This is a genomic window from Nocardia asteroides, assembly GCF_021183625.1.
Lineage (GTDB): Bacteria > Actinomycetota > Actinomycetes > Mycobacteriales > Mycobacteriaceae > Nocardia > Nocardia asteroides_A.
Map to the genome: position 1 here is coordinate 5,103,815 of NZ_CP089214.1, position 17,208 is coordinate 5,121,022.

16 protein-coding genes and 1 tRNA gene are annotated in these 17,208 nt (G+C 72.4%); 12 read left to right on the plus strand and 5 right to left on the minus strand.

Features of this window, described 5'->3' with window-relative positions:
• Positions 1–109: 109 nt before the first annotated feature.
• Both LTT61_RS23665 and LTT61_RS23670 read left to right on the plus strand, forming a co-directional pair.
• The gene (locus tag LTT61_RS23665) at positions 110–2,872 is read left to right on the plus strand and encodes a DEAD/DEAH box helicase (RefSeq protein WP_233016250.1); all 2,763 of its coding nucleotides are present in this window, start codon (positions 110–112) and stop codon (positions 2,870–2,872) included.
• Positions 2,869–3,588 carry an SWIM zinc finger family protein gene (locus tag LTT61_RS23670; RefSeq protein ID WP_233016251.1) on the plus strand — a complete coding sequence of 240 codons (720 nt, stop codon included), beginning with the start codon at positions 2,869–2,871 and terminating at the stop codon, positions 3,586–3,588. The genes LTT61_RS23665 and LTT61_RS23670 overlap by 4 nt, the downstream gene beginning before the upstream one ends.
• A 168-nt stretch (positions 3,589–3,756) precedes the next feature.
• Here the strand turns inward: LTT61_RS23670 and LTT61_RS23675 are convergent, their stop codons facing one another.
• Entirely contained in the window at positions 3,757–5,244 is a 1,488-nt protein-coding gene (locus LTT61_RS23675) for a flavin-containing monooxygenase (protein WP_233016252.1), read from the minus strand.
• Positions 5,241–6,077, minus strand: coding sequence for an SDR family NAD(P)-dependent oxidoreductase (locus tag LTT61_RS23680; RefSeq protein WP_233016253.1), 837 nt, complete (start codon positions 6,075–6,077; stop codon positions 5,241–5,243). Before LTT61_RS23680 ends, LTT61_RS23675 begins: the two co-directional genes overlap by 4 nt.
• 103 nt (positions 6,078–6,180) lie before the next feature.
• On the opposite strand from LTT61_RS23680, the gene LTT61_RS23685 reads away from it, so the two are divergent.
• Positions 6,181–6,813 (plus strand): TetR/AcrR family transcriptional regulator, encoded by a 633-nt coding sequence (locus LTT61_RS23685; protein ID WP_233016254.1) that lies wholly within the window; start codon positions 6,181–6,183, stop codon positions 6,811–6,813.
• A gap of 3 nt (positions 6,814–6,816) precedes the next feature.
• Here the strand turns inward: LTT61_RS23685 and LTT61_RS23690 are convergent, their stop codons facing one another.
• A complete protein-coding gene (locus LTT61_RS23690; protein ID WP_233016255.1) occupies positions 6,817–7,905 on the minus strand; it encodes an amidohydrolase family protein in 1,089 nt (362 codons plus the stop codon).
• 184 nt (positions 7,906–8,089) lie between these two features.
• Between LTT61_RS23690 and LTT61_RS23695 the strand changes: the two genes are divergently transcribed.
• The 7 genes from LTT61_RS23695 to LTT61_RS23725 all read left to right on the plus strand — a co-directional run bounded on the left by LTT61_RS23695 (position 8,090) and on the right by LTT61_RS23725 (position 14,697).
• Complete coding sequence (locus LTT61_RS23695) at positions 8,090–8,269, plus strand: hypothetical protein (RefSeq protein ID WP_233016256.1); 180 nt, start codon at positions 8,090–8,092, stop codon at positions 8,267–8,269.
• Positions 8,270–8,300: 31 nt separating this feature from the next.
• Positions 8,301–9,143 carry an alpha/beta hydrolase fold domain-containing protein gene (locus LTT61_RS23700; protein ID WP_233016257.1) on the plus strand — a complete coding sequence of 281 codons (843 nt, stop codon included), beginning with the start codon at positions 8,301–8,303 and terminating at the stop codon, positions 9,141–9,143.
• A gap of 106 nt (positions 9,144–9,249) precedes the next feature.
• Positions 9,250–10,749: a CoA-acylating methylmalonate-semialdehyde dehydrogenase gene (locus LTT61_RS23705; RefSeq protein ID WP_233016258.1), complete on the plus strand. Its 1,500-nt coding sequence runs from the start codon at positions 9,250–9,252 to the stop codon at positions 10,747–10,749.
• A 2-nt stretch (positions 10,750–10,751) separates the two neighbouring features.
• Positions 10,752–11,891 carry an acyl-CoA dehydrogenase family protein gene (locus tag LTT61_RS23710; protein ID WP_233021162.1) on the plus strand — a complete coding sequence of 380 codons (1,140 nt, stop codon included), beginning with the start codon at positions 10,752–10,754 and terminating at the stop codon, positions 11,889–11,891.
• Between the two features lie 36 nt (positions 11,892–11,927).
• A complete protein-coding gene (locus LTT61_RS23715; RefSeq protein ID WP_233016259.1) occupies positions 11,928–13,019 on the plus strand; it encodes an enoyl-CoA hydratase/isomerase family protein in 1,092 nt (363 codons plus the stop codon).
• Complete coding sequence (gene mmsB / locus LTT61_RS23720) at positions 13,016–13,909, plus strand: 3-hydroxyisobutyrate dehydrogenase (RefSeq protein WP_269821789.1); 894 nt, start codon at positions 13,016–13,018, stop codon at positions 13,907–13,909. Before LTT61_RS23715 ends, mmsB begins: the two co-directional genes overlap by 4 nt.
• Positions 13,906–14,697: an enoyl-CoA hydratase gene (locus LTT61_RS23725; RefSeq protein ID WP_269821790.1), complete on the plus strand. Its 792-nt coding sequence runs from the start codon at positions 13,906–13,908 to the stop codon at positions 14,695–14,697. The genes mmsB and LTT61_RS23725 overlap by 4 nt, the downstream gene beginning before the upstream one ends.
• A gap of 180 nt (positions 14,698–14,877) precedes the next feature.
• On the opposite strand, the gene LTT61_RS23730 is transcribed toward LTT61_RS23725, so the two are convergent.
• Positions 14,878–15,969, minus strand: a complete 1,092-nt coding sequence (locus tag LTT61_RS23730; RefSeq protein WP_233016260.1) for a hypothetical protein — start codon at positions 15,967–15,969, stop codon at positions 14,878–14,880.
• A 68-nt stretch (positions 15,970–16,037) separates the two neighbouring features.
• Positions 16,038–16,604, minus strand: coding sequence for a MarR family winged helix-turn-helix transcriptional regulator (locus LTT61_RS23735; protein ID WP_233016261.1), 567 nt, complete (start codon positions 16,602–16,604; stop codon positions 16,038–16,040).
• Positions 16,605–16,694: 90 nt separating this feature from the next.
• Between LTT61_RS23735 and LTT61_RS23740 the strand changes: the two genes are divergently transcribed.
• Positions 16,695–16,769: transfer RNA gene (locus LTT61_RS23740), tRNA-Cys, on the plus strand.
• A gap of 22 nt (positions 16,770–16,791) precedes the next feature.
• Positions 16,792–17,193 (plus strand): Imm7 family immunity protein, encoded by a 402-nt coding sequence (locus LTT61_RS23745; protein ID WP_233016262.1) that lies wholly within the window; start codon positions 16,792–16,794, stop codon positions 17,191–17,193.
• The last annotated feature ends 15 nt before the right edge of the window (positions 17,194–17,208 follow it).

Genomic DNA, 17,208 nt, shown 5'->3' on the forward strand with positions numbered 1-17,208 from the left:
GGGGGCTGGGGACAGAACGGAACGCTCCACAGCGGCGCTCTTCCCGCCGGTGTCACCGGCGATCGCGGGCAGCGGGTGTGATGTCGGGGCTGGGTGCTTGGATGAGCGCATGTTGCACGCTCTGTGGTCGCCCGGCGCGGGCCTGCTGCTGTGGCGTGACGAGCGGCCGGGCGCCGAGCCGCCGGAGCCGCTCGGCGGGCTCCTCGCCCGCGCCCGCTTCCGGCACCGCGCCGAGGCGCTGCACCCGACCGGCGCCGTCGCCGAGGTCCCCGCGCACGCGCTGGCACCGGCGGCCGCCGCCGAGGTGCTGCGGCAGCGGCTCTCACCCGAGACCGCCGCAGGGGACCTGCGCTTCCTGGCGCACGTGGCGCACGGCATCGAGCGCTGGGTGCGCGCGGGCCGGGTGGTGCCGCAACTGCGCCGCGCCGACGGGCAGTGGTGGGCCCGCTGGGAACTCGTCGGCGGCGCCAGGCAGCGCGCCTGGAGCGCCGAACTCGCCGCGCTCATGCCGCCCGCCCTGCGCGTGCCGGGCAGGCCGACCGCGGTCCTGGAGGACCTGCTCGCCGAGCTCACCGACCCGATCGCCCGCTCCCTGCTCGGCACCGCCCCGCGCTCGGCGCACCCGCTGATCGCGGGGCTGCGCGACGACGAACCGGTCGAGCCCGGCGGCTACCGCCCCGCCGAGGTGCTGGAGCGCTGGCGCGCCGGGCTGGAGACCGAGGAGTACGAGCTGGTCCTCCGCCTCGGCGAACCCGACGGCGACGGCGGCGAATTCACCCTCTGGCGCCTCGAGGTCTGCATCCGCGCCGCCGACGAGGCGCCGGAGCCCGTCGCCCTGCACGGCGACCCGGTGCGGCTGCGCACCGGCATGGCGAAGCTGGAGCAGGCCAGGGCCGCCTACCCCCGGCTGCGCGACCTGCCAGGCGACGACGCCACCCTCGACCTGCTGCTACCCACCGAAGTGGTGTCCGACCTGGTCGAACACGGCGCCGCCGCGCTGCACGCCGCGGGCATCCGGCTCCTGCTGCCCCGCCCGTGGACCGTCACCGCCCCCACGCTGAAACTGCGGGTGAGCAGCCCGCCCGCCGCGGAGAGCGCCGTCGGGCTGCCCGGCATCCTCTCCTACCGCTGGGAACTCGCGCTCGGCGACACCGAGCTCACCGAGGCCGAGATGCGCGGGCTGATCACCGCCGAATCGGATCTGGTCCGGCTGCGCGGGGAATGGGTGCAGGCGGATCGCGCGGCGCTCAGCGCGGCCGCGCGGTACGTGGCCGCGCAGCGCGGCGACGAGGCGACGCTGGCCGCGCTCTTCGCCGAGCTCGCCCGCGAGCGGGTCGACGGGGTGCCGATCACCGAGGTCACCGCCACCGGCTGGGCCGCCGAGCTCTTCGACCGGCACACCGAGACCGTCGAGGTGCCCGACCCACCCGGTTTCGGCGCCACCCTGCGCCCGTACCAGCGCCGCGGCCTGGCCTGGCTGGCCACGATGAGCAGGCTCGGGCTCGGCGCGATCCTCGCCGACGACATGGGGCTCGGCAAGACCGTGCAGGTGCTGGCGCTGCTGCTGCACGAGCGCGCCGCCGCGCCGACGCTGCTGGTCTGCCCGATGTCGGTGGTCGGCAACTGGCAGCGCGAGACCGCGCGGTTCGCGCCGGAGCTACGGGTGCTGGTGCACCACGGCCCCGCGCGGCTCTCCGGCGCCGCGCTCGCGGCCGCGGCGGCCGGGGCCGATCTGGTGATCACCACCTACGCCCTGCTCGCCCGCGACGTCGCCGACCTCGCCGAATGCCGCTGGGAGCGGCTGGTTCTGGACGAGGCGCAGCACGTGAAGAACGCCGCGACCAGGCAGGCGCGCGCCGCCCGCGCGGTGCCAGCCCGGCACCGGCTCGCGCTCACCGGCACCCCCATGGAGAACCGGCTGGAGGAGCTGCGCGCGCTGGTCGACGTCGTCGTGCCCGGGCTGCTCGGCAGCGCCCAGGCGTTCCGGTCCCGGTTCGCGGTGCCGATCGAGCGCGAGGCCGATCAGAACGCGGTCACCCGGTTGCGCGCCATCACCGGACCCTTCGTGCTGCGCCGGGTGAAGACCGACCCCACCGTCATCGACGACCTCCCGGAGAAGCTGGAGATGACGGTCCGCGCCAACCTCACCGCCGAGCAGGCCGCGCTCTACCAGGCGGTCCTGGACGACATGGTGGAGAAGCTGCGCTCCGCGGAGGGCATGGCCCGGCGCGGCGCCGTGCTGGCCGCGCTCACCCGGCTGGCCCAGGTCTGCAACCACCCCGCGCACTTCCTCGGCGACGGCTCGCCGGTGCTGCGCCGGGGGCGGCACCGCTCCGGGAAGCTGGCGCTGCTGGAGGACATCGTGGACGGCGTGCTCGGGGACGGTGAGAAGGCGCTGCTCTTCACCCGGTTCCGCGAGTTCGGCGAGCTGGTGGTGCCGTTCCTGGCCGAGCGGTTCGGCACCCAGGTGCCGTTCCTGCACGGCGGGGTCGCGCGCGGGGCGCGGGACGCCATGGTCGAGCGGTTCCAGAGCGCGGACGGGCCACCGCTCATGGTGCTCTCGCTGGCCGCGGGCGGCACCGGGCTCACCCTCACCGCAGCCAACCACGTGGTGCACATGGACCGCTGGTGGAATCCGGCGGTGGAGAACCAGGCCACCGACCGGGCCTACCGGATCGGCCAGCGCCGCGCCGTCCAGGTGCGCAAGCTGGTCTGCGTCGACACGCTGGAGGAGCGGATCGACGAGATGATCGCGCACAAGCGCAAACTCGCGGATCTCACCGTCGGGGTCGGCGAGAACTGGGTCACCGAACTCGGCACCGACGAACTCCGCGACCTCTTCGCGCTCGGCGCCGAGGCGGTGGGGGAGTGAGCCCCGCTCCCCGCCGCGGCGGCGGTGCGGTGCGAGCCGCTCCACGCTGGGGGCGGGCGCTGCTCGCCGGTATCGACCGGGTGGGTGAGACCGGCAGGCTGGCGCGCGGACGGGCGGTGGTGCGGGCGGGTCAGGTACTGAGCTGGCGGGCGGAGCCGGGGGTCGTGGTCGGGGAGGTGCAGGGCAGCCAGCCGCGGCCGTTCACCGCGGCGCTTGTCGTGCGCCGCATGCGCCCGGAGGAGCTGGAGCTGCTGGTCGAGGAGATCCGCGCGACCCCGGGCACGCTCGCCGAGGTGGTCGCCGGCCTTCCGCCCGCGAGCCTGGAGCCCCTGCTCCTCCCGGACACCGCCGCCGACCTCGACTTCGACTGCACCTGCCCGGATTCCGCCCGCCCGTGCAAACACGTCGCCGCCATCTGCCACGTCTTCGCGGACCGCCTGGACGAGCACCCGCGCGACCTGCTCACCGTGCGCGGCGTCGACCCGGAGGCTCTGATCGGCGCGGTCGAACGAGAGAGCGACGCCGCCGACCCGGCCGACCCCTACGGCGAGGCACTCGAGCTCCCCGCGCTCCCGCGCCCGGCTCCGCGCCCGGCCCTGGACGATCTGGACCCGGTCCTGCTCCGCCAGGCCCTGCGCAGCACCGCACCGGACGAGGCGATCGCCGCCGCGGGCTGGAAGGATCTGGCCGCGCTGTACCGCGCGCTGGAGGAGTGATGAACACCCGGCGCCGGGGCCGAAGACACACCGGGGCTCGTGGGCGGGGCCATCGGGTGTCGAGTGGGGGCCGGAACTTCCCGGCGTCGGGTGCCGTTCTCCAGTGTGATCCGGCTGACTCCCAGCGGGAAGGCGGCGCCGCTGCCCGCCCACTGCCCTACACCCGCCTCAGGCGGCGGCGTCGAACCGGTAATCGCCCAGATCGAAGTGCCCGGCCCGCCACGCCGCCTCCAGCGTGGTCGACGGCCGCAGCGGCACGTCGCCGTGTTTGTCGAAGTAGTAGCTGTTCGCCGTCGCGCAGCTCTCCTGCCAGAACACCTGCCCGCCGCGGCGCGACAGCATCTCCCGGAAGTACCGGTCGTTGGCCGCCTCGGTGATCTCCACCCGGCTGGCGCCGCGCTCCCTGGCGTGCTCGAGGCAGCGCAGGATGTGCTTCGTCTGGTTCTCGATCAGGGTGAAGTACGAGGCGCCGTTGTAGCCGTACGGCCCGATCACGCAGAAGAAGTTGGGGAAGCCGGGAATGCTCACGCCCTCGTACGCCTGCAGCCGGTTCTCGTCCCACCACTGCTCCAGGTCGCGCCCGCCGACCCCGCGCAGGTCGAAGGTCGGCATGCTGCCCGCCTCCATCACCCGGAACCCGGTGGCCAGGATCAGCACGTCCACCTCGTGCTCGACCCCGGCGGCGGTCCGCACCCCGGTCGGGGTGACGGCGGCGATCGGGTCGGTCTCCAGCGCGACGTTCGCCCGGTTGAACGTGCTCAGGTAGTTGTTGGAGAAGCTGGGCCGCTTGCAGCCGAGCGCGTAGCGCGGAGTGAGCTTCTCGCGCAGCTCGGGGTCGCGCACCGAGCGGCGCAGGTGCGCGTGGCCGATCCGCTCCGCGGCCGCCGCGGTGGGCAGCGTGGCGTAGTAGTGCGCGGCCACCGGGAAGGTGAGCTCCACGTAGGTCTGGCTGGCCAGCCGGGTGAGCAGCTTGCCGCCGGGCAGTTTCAGGGCCAGCCGCAACGGGCCGGGCAGCGGCGCGTCCGGCCGGGGCAGGCACCAGATCGGGGTGCGCTGGAAGACGGTGAGCCGCTCCACCTCCGGCGCCACGGCCGGGATGATCTGCACCGCCGAGGCACCGGTGCCGATGATCGCCACCCGCTTGCCGCGCAGCTCCTGCTCGTGATCCCAGCGCGCGGTGTGCATGGTGATCCCGGCGAACTCGTCGATGCCGGGGATCTCCGGCGGCTTCGGCCTGGTCAGCGCGCCGGTGGCGCCGACGAGGAAGCGGGCGGTGAGCTCCGCGCCGTCGCCGGTGCGCAGCCGCCAGCGGTGCGCGGCCTCGTCGAACTCGGCCCGCTCGATGGTGGTGCCGAAGCGGATGTGCCGGCGCAGCTCGTACTTGTCGACGCAGGACTCGGCGTACGCCTTGAGCTCCCGGCCCGGCGCGTACACCCGAGACCACTCGTCCCGCTGCTCGAAGGAGAACTGGTAGCTGAAGGACGGGATGTCCACCGCGACACCGGGGTAGGTGTTCCAGTGCCAGGTGCCGCCGACGCCGTCCGCCTCGTCGACGATCAGGAAGTCGTCGAACCCGGCCCGGCGCAGCTGGATTCCGGCGCCGATTCCGGAGAAACCGGCGCCGACCACGATGATCTCGTGGTCGGCCGCGCTCATCGGACCAGCCGGTTCATCAGCCCGGCCGCGCGGGTGTAGGCGGTCGGGGCGAGCCGCTTGGTCGACCAGGCCAGCTTCGCCTCGACCTGCGGCACCACGTACAGCTCGCCGCCGTCGACCGCGTCCAGCGTGGTCCTGGCGATGGCCTCCGGGGCCCGCCCGGTCCAGCGCAGCAGCGGCCCGCCGACCTGCTCGGCGAAGCCGTCCAGCGGCGCCTCCGGGGTGAGGATATTGGTCTTGACCGCGGTCGGGCAGAGCACCGTGACGCTCACGCCGGTGCCGGAGAGCTCGGCCGCCAGCGTCTCCGACAGGGCGAGCACCCCCGCCTTGCTGACGTTGTACGCCGACATCCGGGGCGCCGTACCGAAGGCCGCCGCCGAGGCGACGTTGACGATCGCGCCGCGCCCGGCCGCGCGCAGCCGGGGGGCGAAGACGTGGCAGCCGTAGATCACGCCCCAGAGGTTCACGTCGAGGGTGCGCTTCCAGTCCTCCAGGCTCACCTCGCCGATCAGCGGGCCGCCCTGGCCGATACCGGCGTTGTTGATGACCAGCGTCGGGGGGCCGCCGAAGAACTCGTCGGCGATCCCGGCCAGCAACGCCACCTCGTCGGCGGATCGCACGTCGCACCGGGTCTCCAGCGCCTTGCCGCCGGCCTGCACGACCAGGTCAACGGTCTCCGCAGCGCGCTCCTGATCGATGTCGGCGACGAGCACCCGCCCGCCGCGCCTGCCGAGCTCGACGGCGAAGGCCCGGCCGATGCCGCTGCCCGCGCCGGTGACCACCGCGTCGGCGTTCGCGGTCCGCCGGGGGCCGCCGAAGGGATTGAGCCGCATGCACACTCCTCGGGAGTCGTGGGAGGGGCCCAAACTGGTGTCAGGTGACCCCATTGTCCGCACCTGCCACCAATCACACGCGGCCGGTGATACTTTGTCAACCGTGGCCGTACCTGTTCCCGCGCGCACCTGGGGTGGCCGCACGGCGGCCGAGCGCAGCGCCGAGCGGCGTGGCCGGCTGATCGATGCGGCGCTCGCGCTGTGGGCGGAGAGCGGCTGGGCCGCGGTGACCATGCGTCAGGTCTGTATCCGCACCGGGCTGAACGATCGCTACTTCTACGAGCACTTCGCCGATCGCGACGAGCTGCTCGGCGCGGCCTGGGACGACGTCTGCGCCGAGGTCTTCGCGCACCTGGCCGGCGCGGTGACGGCGGAGCGGCCGCCGCTGGAGATCCTGCGCGAAGCGGTGCGGCGCGCAGTGCGCTTCCAGGTCGACGACCAGAGCAGGGCCCGCATCCTGCTCGCCGACCACGCGGGCAGCGCCGTGCTCGAGCAGCGCCGCAAGCGGATGATCGGCGACGCCACCGACCTCATGATCGAGCTCTCCCGCCCCTACCTGCGTTCCGGCGTCGACGAGACCGACTTCCGGATCAGCACGCTGATCGGCATCGGCGGCTTCGTCGAGCTGCTCACCGCGTGGCGCACCGGCACCATCGAGATCGACGCCGACCGGATCGCCGAGCACATCCACCGGGTGGGCGCGGTGCTCGGCGCCCGCTTCCTCCCGGTGCCCTGAGGCTCAGCCCTCGATCCGGTAGAACCGGCGCGCGTTCGCCCCGAACACCGCGCGCAGCTGCTCCGCGCCGTACCCGGATTCGGCCAGGACCAGCGCGACCGCCTCGGCGCTTCCCGGGATCGTGGTGATCGGCTTGTCCACGGGGAAGTTGGAGCCCCAGATCAGCCGCTCCGCGCCGAAAACGCTGTGCGCGTGCGTGAGCAGCGGCCCGAACCGGTCGACCAGCGCGTCCACCGGGGTGGTCGTGCCGCGCTTGGGCACCGGGTGCCCGAGCACCGGCATGCCGAGCCCGCTCACCTTGGCCACGACACTCGGGTGCGCGGCGAGCGCGGCGGTGTCGTCGCGCCAGCGCAGCAGCAGGTCGCGGCGGGCGCCCGCGTCGGCGCCGGTGCGGCTGCCCAGCTTGCCGAAGAGCCCCGCCGGGGTGCCCAGATGGTTCAGCACGATCGGCACCTCCGGGTACCGCTGCGCCACCGCGGTGACCTGCGGGATCTGGTGCGAGTAGACCCACGCCTCGAAGCTGAGCCCGCGCTCGGCGAGCTGCGCGAAGCCGTCGAGGAAGGCCGGGTTCTCCAGCGCGTCCGGGGCCGGGGTGAAGGAGCGGACGTCGGGGTCCGGGTGGTTGGCGACCATGGTGCGGATGCCCCGCAGCACCGGCGAGGCCGAGCCGTGCGCGTCGAGCAGGGCGGCGAAGGCGGGGGCGGCGGGGTCGGCCGAGGCGATCAGCGCGGCCAGGGCCGGGGTGTCGACGCCGAACGGCAGGCTCTGCACCCAGCGGGTCTCGTCCGCCTTGCCGAGCGGGGCACTCGCGTGCCAATCCACCTCGATGTGCACGATGCCTGCCACCGGGAGCGGGCCCGCGTCGGCGCGGTAGTCGGCGGGCAGGTACGGCCTGGTGTAGGCGGTCGGGTCGCCGACGAACTCGCGATCCCGCTTCTTCGCCACCCGCACAGCGAGGTCGATCGGCACCGGCAGGTACTTGAAGAGCTTGGCCAGCGAGCTGAAGTCGCGCGGGGTGCCGAGCGGGTCCCACTGGTGGATGTGCGCGTCCAGGACGCGGAAATCGCCGAGCTCGGTACCGGCCAGCCGCATCCTGATCTCCTGTCGTCGCGGTGCGCAGCGATTGTCACACGGCCCCGGTCGCCGACCGGGCTGTTTCGCCCCCGCGTCGAGCCCGGATTCGGCTCGGCTCGAGCACAACCCGCGACTTCCGCGCCCGAAATCGCTGCAATGGCAACGACGACCGCGATCCCCGGACCCCCGCGAGGTGTGCACCGTGCCGACCCGAACCCGCACCGGCGAACTTCCCGCCCTCGGCGTGGCCGACCCGGCCGGCCTGATCGACCCGCGCGGCACCCGCTTCGCGTTCCGCCCCGAGCCGGAGCAGCCGCGGCCGCAGTTCGCCGGGGCGCCGCTGTTCGGGCTGGAGTGGCTGGCGCTCGGCGGACTCGGCTGACCAACCGCCGCGCATGCCGGAGAATCCGGGCATGTCCTGGCAGATGCACGTCCTCGCCGGCTTCATCCGGCTCACCCGGCACCGCCGCTACGCCACGGCCGAGAACGCCCGCGCCTACCTCGCCGAACCCAAGCGCCCGGCGCAACCGCCCGCCCGGCTCCGGGAGCGGCTGAGCACCCGTGCCGTCGACGGCTTCCCGGTACACACCGTCGAGCCGGAAACCGTGCGAGGCCCGGGCAGCACCGTCTACCTGCACGGCGGTGGCTACGTCGGCGCCATCGCCACCCAGCACTGGGACCTGGTGGCCGATATCGCCACCGCCACCGGCCGCCCGGTGCACGTCCCGCGCTACGGCCTCGCCCCGCAGCACACCGCCCGCGACGCGCACGCCCTGCTCGCGACGCTGCTCGCCGAACTCGACGGCCCGATCCACCTGGCGGGCGATTCGGCGGGCGCCGGGCTCGCGCTCGCGGCCGCCCTGAACGCCGCACCCACCGGCCTCACCCTGATCGCCCCCTGGCTCGACATCGCGCTCACCAACCCGGAGATCCCGGCCATCGAACGCCGCGACCCGTGGCTCTCCGCGGCCGGCCTGAGACTCTGCGGCGAGGTGTGGCGCGGCGACCTCGCCCCGGACGACCCGCTGGTCAGCCCGCTCTTCGGCGACCTCACCGAGCTCCCGCCGATCGACCTGTACATCGGCGGCCGTGACATCGCGCTGGCCGACTGCCGCCTGCTGCGCGACCGCGCACCGGCCGTTGCCATGCACGAAGAGCCGGGCGCCATCCACGACTACCCGCTGCTCCCGTTCGCACCGGAGTCCCGCGCCGCCCGCCGCACCCTGCTCGGCAATATCGCCGCCACCTTCGGCTGAGCCGGAGGATAATCGTGCCGTGGGTCACATTCGGTGACCTACCGGTAATTACTTGGACGTCCAACTATAGGATGACCGCAGAACTTCCCGAGAGAACAGGACGAACATGGTTCGCGAACTCACCCACTTCGTCGGAGGCCAGCACGTAGCCGGCACCTCCGGCAACTTCGCCGACGTCTTCGATCCGAACCTGGGGCAGGTGCAGGCCCGGGTTCCGCTGGCCGGCAAGTCCGAGGTCGAGGCGGTCATCGCCAACGCGGAGGCGGCGCAGGCGGCCTGGGCGGCCACCAACCCCCAGCGCCGCGCGCGCGTGCTGATGAAGTTCCTCACCCTGGTGCAGGACGAGATGGACAGCCTGGCCGCGCTGCTCAGCTCCGAGCACGGCAAGACCATCCCGGACGCCAAGGGCGACATCCAGCGCGGCCTCGAGGTGATCGAGTTCGCCGTCGGCATCCCGCACCTGCTCAAGGGCGAGTACACCGACAGCGCCGGTACCGGCATCGACGTCTACTCCATGCGCCAGCCGCTCGGCGTGGTCGCGGGCATCACGCCGTTCAACTTCCCGGCCATGATCCCGCTGTGGAAGGCGGGCCCGGCGATCGCCTGCGGCAACGCCTTCGTGCTCAAGCCCTCCGAGCGCGATCCATCGGTGCCGCTGCGGCTGGCCGAGCTGTTCCTGGAGGCCGGGCTGCCGCCGGGCATCTTCAACGTGGTCAACGGCGACAAGACGGCCGTCGACACGCTGCTGCACGACCCGCGGATCAAGGCGGTCGGCTTCGTCGGCTCCACCCCGATCGCGCAGTACATCTACGAGACCGCGACCGCGAACGGCAAGCGCGCGCAGTGCTTCGGCGGCGCCAAGAACCACGCGATCATCCTGCCCGACGCCGACCTCGACGATGTCGCCGATCAGCTGATCGGCGCCGGCTACGGCTCCGCCGGCGAGCGCTGCATGGCCATCTCGGTGGCGGTGCCGGTCGGCGAGGAGACCGCGGAACGGCTGCTGGAGAAGCTCACCGAGCGGGTGCACAAGCTCAACGTCGGCAGGTCCGACGATCCGGGCGCCGACTACGGGCCGCTGGTCGGCAAGGACGGCGTCGACCGGGTCGAGAAGTACATCGACATCGGCATCGAGGAGGGCGCCGAGCTGGTGGTCGACGGCCGCGGGCTGGTGGTCGACGGCGCCGAGGACGGCTACTTCGTCGGCGCGACGCTCTTCGACCGGGTGACCTCCGAGATGCGCATCTACAAGGAGGAGATCTTCGGCCCGGTGCTCACCATCGTCCGTGCCAAGGATTACGAGGAGGGGCTGCGCCTCGCCAACGAGCACGAGTACGGCAACGGCGTCGCCATCTTCACCCGCGACGGCGACACCGCCCGCGACTTCGCCTCCCGCGTGCAGGTCGGCATGGTCGGCATCAACGTGCCGATCCCGGTGCCGATCGCCTACTACACCTTCGGCGGCTGGAAGCGCTCCGGGTTCGGCGACCTGAACCAGCACGGCCCGGACTCGATCCGCTTCTACACCAAGACCAAGACCGTCACCCAGCGCTGGCCCTCCGGCCTCAAGGAGAGCAACGCGTTCGTGATTCCGACAATGGAATGACGATGTTCGACCTGGACGAGGACGAGCGCGCGATCCGGGACACGGCTCGCGAGTTCGCCGACGAATTCCTCGCACCGAACGCGCTGGACTGGGACGAGCGCAAGCACTTCCCGGTCGACATCCTGCGCAAGGCCGGGCCGCTCGGGCTCGGCGGCATCTACGTGCGGGAGGAGGTGGGCGGCTCGGGGCTGCGCAGGCTGGACGCGGTGCGGATCTTCGAGCAGCTCGCCACCGGCTGCCCCGCCATCGCCGCGTACATCTCCATCCACAACATGGCGACCTGGATGGTCGACCGCTACGGCAACGCCGAGCAGCACGAACGCTGGCTGCCCGGGCTGACCTCGATGCAGCTGCTCGCCAGCTACGCCCTGACCGAGCCCGGTGTCGGCTCGGACGCGGCGGCGCTGAGCACCAAGGCCGTGCGCGACGGCGACGACTACGTCTTCAACGGCGCCAAGCAATTCATCTCCGGCGCGGGCGCCACCGACGTCTACGTGGTGATGGCCCGCACCGGCGCGCCCGGCGCGGGTGGCATCTCGGCCTTCATCGTGCCGGGCGACACGCCCGGCATCTCCTTCGGCGCCAACGAGAAGAAGATGGGCTGGAACGCCCAGCCCACCAGGCAGGTCATCTTCGACAACGCCAGGGTGCCCGCCGCCAACCTGCTCGGCAACGAGGGCGACGGCTTCCGGATCGCGATGAACGGCCTGAACGGCGGGCGGATCAACATCGCCGCCTGCTCGGTCGGCGGGGCCCAGGCCGCGCTCGACAAGACCGTGCCCTACCTGGCCGAACGCCAGGCCTTCGGCAAGGCGCTGCTGAAGAACCAGGCGCTGCAGTTCGACCTCGCCGACATGCGCACCGACCTGGAGGCCGCCCGCACCCTGCTCTGGCGGGCCGCGGCGGCGCTGGACGCGGACGCCCCCGACAAGGTGGAGTTGTGCGCGATGGCGAAGCGGTTCGCCACCGATGCCGGGTTCGAGGTTGCGAACAAGGCGCTGCAGCTGCACGGTGGCTACGGCTACCTGGCCGAGTACGGAGTCGAGAAGATCGTGCGCGACCTGCGCGTGCACCAGATTCTCGAGGGCACCAACGAGATCATGCGGGTGGTCGTCGCCCGCGCGGTGGTAGGAGCGGCATGAGCGACGGCCGGCCGCTCCTGCCGGGAAGGGCGGAGCATGAGCGGAACGACTGATCCGGAGGTCCTGATCGAGCAGCGGGACGGCCTCGGGCTGATCACGCTGAACCGGCCGAAAGCCATCAACGCGCTGAATCACGAGATGGCGCTCGCCATCACGGACGCGCTGCGGGGCTGGGCCACCGATGACGCGGTGCGCACCGTCGTCGTCACCGGCGCGGGGGAGCGCGGGCTCTGCGCAGGCGGCGACATCGTCGCCATCCACTCCGACGCCAAGGAGCTGGGCGGCGCCACCGGCGCGGCGGCCGCGGACTCCGCGACCGGCCGGTTCTGGCGCGACGAGTACATCCTCAACGCGCTGATCGGCCGCTACCCCAAGCCGTATGTCGTGGTCATGGACGGCATCGTGATGGGCGGCGGCGTCGGCCTCTCCGGCCACGGCAGCCACCGCATCGTCACCGAGCGCTCCAAGATCGGCATGCCCGAGGTCGGGATCGGCTTCATCCCCGACGTCGGCGGCACGTACCTGCTCAGCCGCGCGCCCGGTGAGATCGGCGCGCACGTCGCGCTCACCACCGCCCGGATGACCGCAGGCGACGCCATCGCCACCGGCTTCGCCGACTACTACGTGCCATCGGAGCAGATCCCGGCCCTGCTGGAGACCCTGCGCACCGAGAGCGCCGACGACGCCATCGCCAAGTACGCGGCGGCGGCACCGGAATCGGCGCTGGCCGGGCAGCGCTCCTGGATCGACGCCGCCTACAGCGCGGCCACGGTCGAGGAGATCGTCGCCCGGCTCGAGGCGAACGACGCGCCGGAGGCGAAGGCCGCCGCGGCGGACATCCTCGGCAAGTCGCCGGTGGCGCTCAAGGTCACGCTGCGCTCGCTGCGGCACGCGCGCGAGCTCGCCACCCTGGAGGCGGTGCTGAACGAGGAGTACCGCGTCTCCATCGCCTCGCTCGCCTCGCACGACCTGGTCGAGGGCATCCGGGCGCAGGTCGTCGACAAGGACCGCAACCCGCAATGGCAGCCAGCCACCCTGGCCGAGGTCACCGACGGGCTGGTCGGGGAGTACTTCGCCGAGCTCGGCGACCGGGAGCTCGGGCTCACCACATCGGAGGACGAACAGTGAAGATCGGATTCCTCGGTCTCGGCCACATGGGTGCGCCGATGGCCGCCAACCTGGTGAAGGCGGGCCACGACGTGCTCGCCTTCGATCCCGTGCCCGCCGCCCAGGAGCAGGCCCGCACCGACGGCGCCACCGTGGTGCCGACCGCCGTCGAGGCGGTGGCCGGGCGCGAGGTGGTCATCACCATGCTGCCCAACGGCAAACTGGTGCTCGACGTCTACGCCGACATCCTGCCCGCCGCCGAGCCGGACACCCTGTTCATCGACTGCTCCACCATCGACGTCGCGGACGCCAAGACCGCCGCCGAGCGGGCGGTGGCGGCGGGGCACCGGGCGCTGGACGCCCCGGTCTCCGGCGGCGTCGCCGGCGCCACCGCGGGCACGCTGACCTTCATGGTCGGCGGCGCGGAGGCCGACTTCGCGGCCGGGCTCCCGGTGCTCGAGGTCATGGGCGGCAAGGTGGTGCACTGCGGCGGCGCCGGCGTCGGCCAGGCCGCCAAGATCTGCAACAACATGCTGCTCGGCGTCTCCATGGTCGCGCTCTCCGAGGCGCTCGTCCTCGGCGAGAAGCTGGGGCTGAGCCACCAGTCCTTCTACGACGTGGTCTCCACCGCGTCCGGCCAGAGCTGGTCGCTCACCACCTACTGTCCGGTGCCGGGCCCGGTGCCGACCAGCCCCGCGAACAACGACTACAAGCCCGGCTTCGCCACCGCGCTCATGACCAAGGACCTCGGCCTCGCCGCGAACGCGCTGCAGGCCAACGGGGTCGACGGGCAGCTCGGCGCCCTGGCCGCGGAGATCTACACCCGCTTCAACCAGACCGATGCGGCGCGGGACTTCTCGGCTATCGTCACCGATATCCGTGACCGCTCGAACCAGGAGGCCTCCGAGTGACCGATTTCGAGACGATCCTGCTGGAGCGCAAGGGCACCGCCGAGACCGGTGTCGTCGGCTGGATCACGCTGAATCGGCCCAAGGCGCTGAACGCGCTGAACGCGCAGGTGCTGGACGACATCCTCGCCGCGCTGGACGAGCTGGAGCGCGACGACGAGGTCGGCGCCATCGTGATCACCGGGTCGGAGAAGGCCTTCGCGGCGGGCGCCGACATCAAGGAGATGCAGCCCAAGTCGTACATGGAGATGTTCCTGGACGACTACTTCGCCAAGTGGGAGCGGCTCGCGCAGTTCCGCAAGCCCACCATCGCCGCGGTCGCCGGGTACGCGCTCGGCGGCGGCTGCGAGCTGGCCATGATCTGCGACATCCTGCTCGCCGCCGACACCGCCAAGTTCGGGCAGCCGGAGATCAAGCTCGGCGTCATCCCCGGCATCGGCGGGTCGCAGCGGCTGACCAGGGCCATCGGCAAGGCCAAGGCGATGGATCTGGTGCTCACCGGGCGCAATATGGGCGCCGAGGAGGCCGAGCGGGCCGGGCTGGTCGCCCGGGTGATCCCGGCGGCCGAGCTGCTCGACACCGCGCTCGAGGTCGGGCAGGCGATCGCCTCGATGTCGCTGCCGGTCGCCATGATCGCGAAGGAGTCGGTGAACCGCTCGTTCGAGACCACGCTCGCCGAGGGGCTGCGCTTCGAGCGCCGGGTCTTCCACTCGCTCTTCGCGCTGGAGGATCAGAAGGAGGGCATGAGTGCCTTCACCGAGAAGCGGAAGCCGAAGTTCGTGAATCGCTGAGTTTTACGCTTCGCGTGCCCCGGTCCGGGTTCGGGCCGGGGCACGCGGCGTTTTCGGCCGGGGGCGTGTCCGGTGTTCAGGCCGGGCGCCATGTCCCGGGCCGGGGCGTTCAGTGGGGGCGTGGTCCGGGTTCAGACCGGGCGTTCAGCGGGTGCTGTGTCCCGGGCCGGTCCGGAGCGTTCAACCCGGGGGTGTGGTCGGGGTGTCGGCGACCTCGATCGTCGCGACGGGCGGCGCGGCCGGGGCGGGGTCGTCCCGGTCCAAGAGGAGTAGCCCCGCGACGGTGGCGCCGAGTACCGCGGTGACCCCGGCGGCGGCGAGCACCGCGCGCCGGTCGCCGCGATGCTCGTGCCCCGCCTGCCTGGCCGCCTTCGCAGCCGCTGCCTTGGCGGGCAGCGCCGCCAGCGCCGCCCCGACCCGGCGACGCCGCATCCGCACCTCACCGCCGCGATGCCCGGCCGCGACCAGCACCGCCCCGCGCGCCGAGACGTACTCCGGCTCCGGGTCGTAGATCACCGGCAGATCGACCAGCCCGGCCAACTCCGCCCGCATCTCCGGATTGCGGGCGCAACCGCCGAGCAGCACCAGCGCGTACGGCGGCTCCTCGGCGTCGTCCACCAACCTGCGCACCAGCGTCGCCGAACGCCGCACGCTCTGCGAGCAGAGCTCGGCCAGGTCGCTGCGGGTGATGACGGCGCGCCCGCCGGTGTCCGGGTCGCTGGCGGTGACCACCCTGGCCCGGCTCAGCGCCTCCCGGTGCTGCCGGACGGCGTCCTCCTCGGGCTGCACGCCGTCCTGCGCGAGCCGCTGCCGGAGCAGCGTGTCGTAGCGGTCACCGCTCACCGCGGCGCTGTGCAGGCTCTCCAGGACCGTCTCGGTGCCGGTGTCGGCGTGCGTCAGGGTGAGCCCCGAGCTGCCCAGGTCGTAGAGCAGCACCGGCGCGTCGTCGCTCACCTGCCCGGAAAAACGCAGGTAGCGCAGCTGCGCCAGCGGCTCGTCCACGATGATGACCCGCTCGATCCCCGCCGCCGCCCGCACGGTGTCGGCGTGCGGCGCGCAGCGACAGGTGACCGCCGTCCCGGTGATCAGCTCGTCGCGCGCGCTCGCCGCCGCGCGCATCAACCGCACCGCCTCGAAGACGGCGGCATCGACATTGTCCGGCGTGCCGGGAACGTGGCAGCGATCGATCGGCGGCAGGTGCGGCTGATCCGAATGCGTCAGTACCGCGCGGGCGCCGCCGGCACCCGCCGATACCCCCAGCACCAGCACCATGCGTTCATGGTGGACCCTTTCCGGCACGGTGCCAAGCTCGGGCCGATATCGGTTGGCTCCCGCGGGCGTCAGTCCGGGCTGCGCACCCGATCACGGGCCGGAGCCCAGTGCGCCGGGTCTTCGCCCGCGTCGAAGTCACCGGCCGCCCGGCGGAACTCCGCGAGCAGTTCGAGCAGCGTCTGCAGCCGGTCCGGCGCCAGCCCCGGCAGCGCGAAGACATTGCTGTTCAGCGCCTCGGTGGCCGCCGCGACCAGCGCCCGCCCCGCCTCGGTGATCTCGATCAGGATGGCCCTGCGGTCGCTCGGATGCGGCACCCGCAACACCAGCCCCGCCGCCTCCAGCCGGTCGACGGTATTGGTGACGCTGGTCGGATGCACCTGCAACCGCTCGCTCGCCTTGGCCATCGGCACGGCCCCCGTGCGGCTGAAGCTCAGCAACTGGAGCAGCTCGTACCGGGAGAAGGTGAGGCCACTCGGTTTGAGTGCCTCGTCCACCCGCGCCATCACGATCTGCTGCGCCCTGACCAGCGACGTCACCGCCGCCATCCCGTCCGCGACCTCGCCCCAGCCGTGCGCCGTCCACTGGCGGTGCGCCTCCGCGATCGGATCCTGCGGCAGCGGGCGTGGGCGGGACATGGGAGTGATCATATCGGCGCCCCCTTCGAATCACCCTGAGTGCAACCGTGTTCCCGGCCCCGGTGATCGCGCAGGATCTACTCCTGTCACGCGGGCGTGGCTGAGTGGTTGAGGCGACGGTCTGCAAAGCCGTCTACGCGGGTTCGATTCCCGCCGCTCGCTCCAGGCTCGGACATAGGGTTTTCCCGTGTTCGAGTATCACGGGTGGATTTCACTGCGGTCCACCGCAGCGGCGACCGACGACGAGCCGCCGCTCCGGCTGCCGGAGATCGAGGCATTGATCGCCGAGTTCGCCGGGTACGGGCTGATGGATCTGCGGCCCATGAATGTGGGCTACTACCTGCACATGGGCGGGCATCCGAATCACGGGGCCGCTCTGCGCCCTCGGCTGGTGGAACTCTTCCGGCGGATCGGCGAACTCGCGCCGGGTTCCTACGGGCTGCTGCACACGCAAGACGACGAAGACCAGGAGCACCCGCAGGACTTCCTGGTGTACCGCATGGTGCGGGGCGTCGTGACGGTCGAGATCGACCCACACCTGTCGCCGGTCATCCCGACGCTGGAGGATCAGTGGGAGCACACCCCGTGACGGCCGCGACCGAAC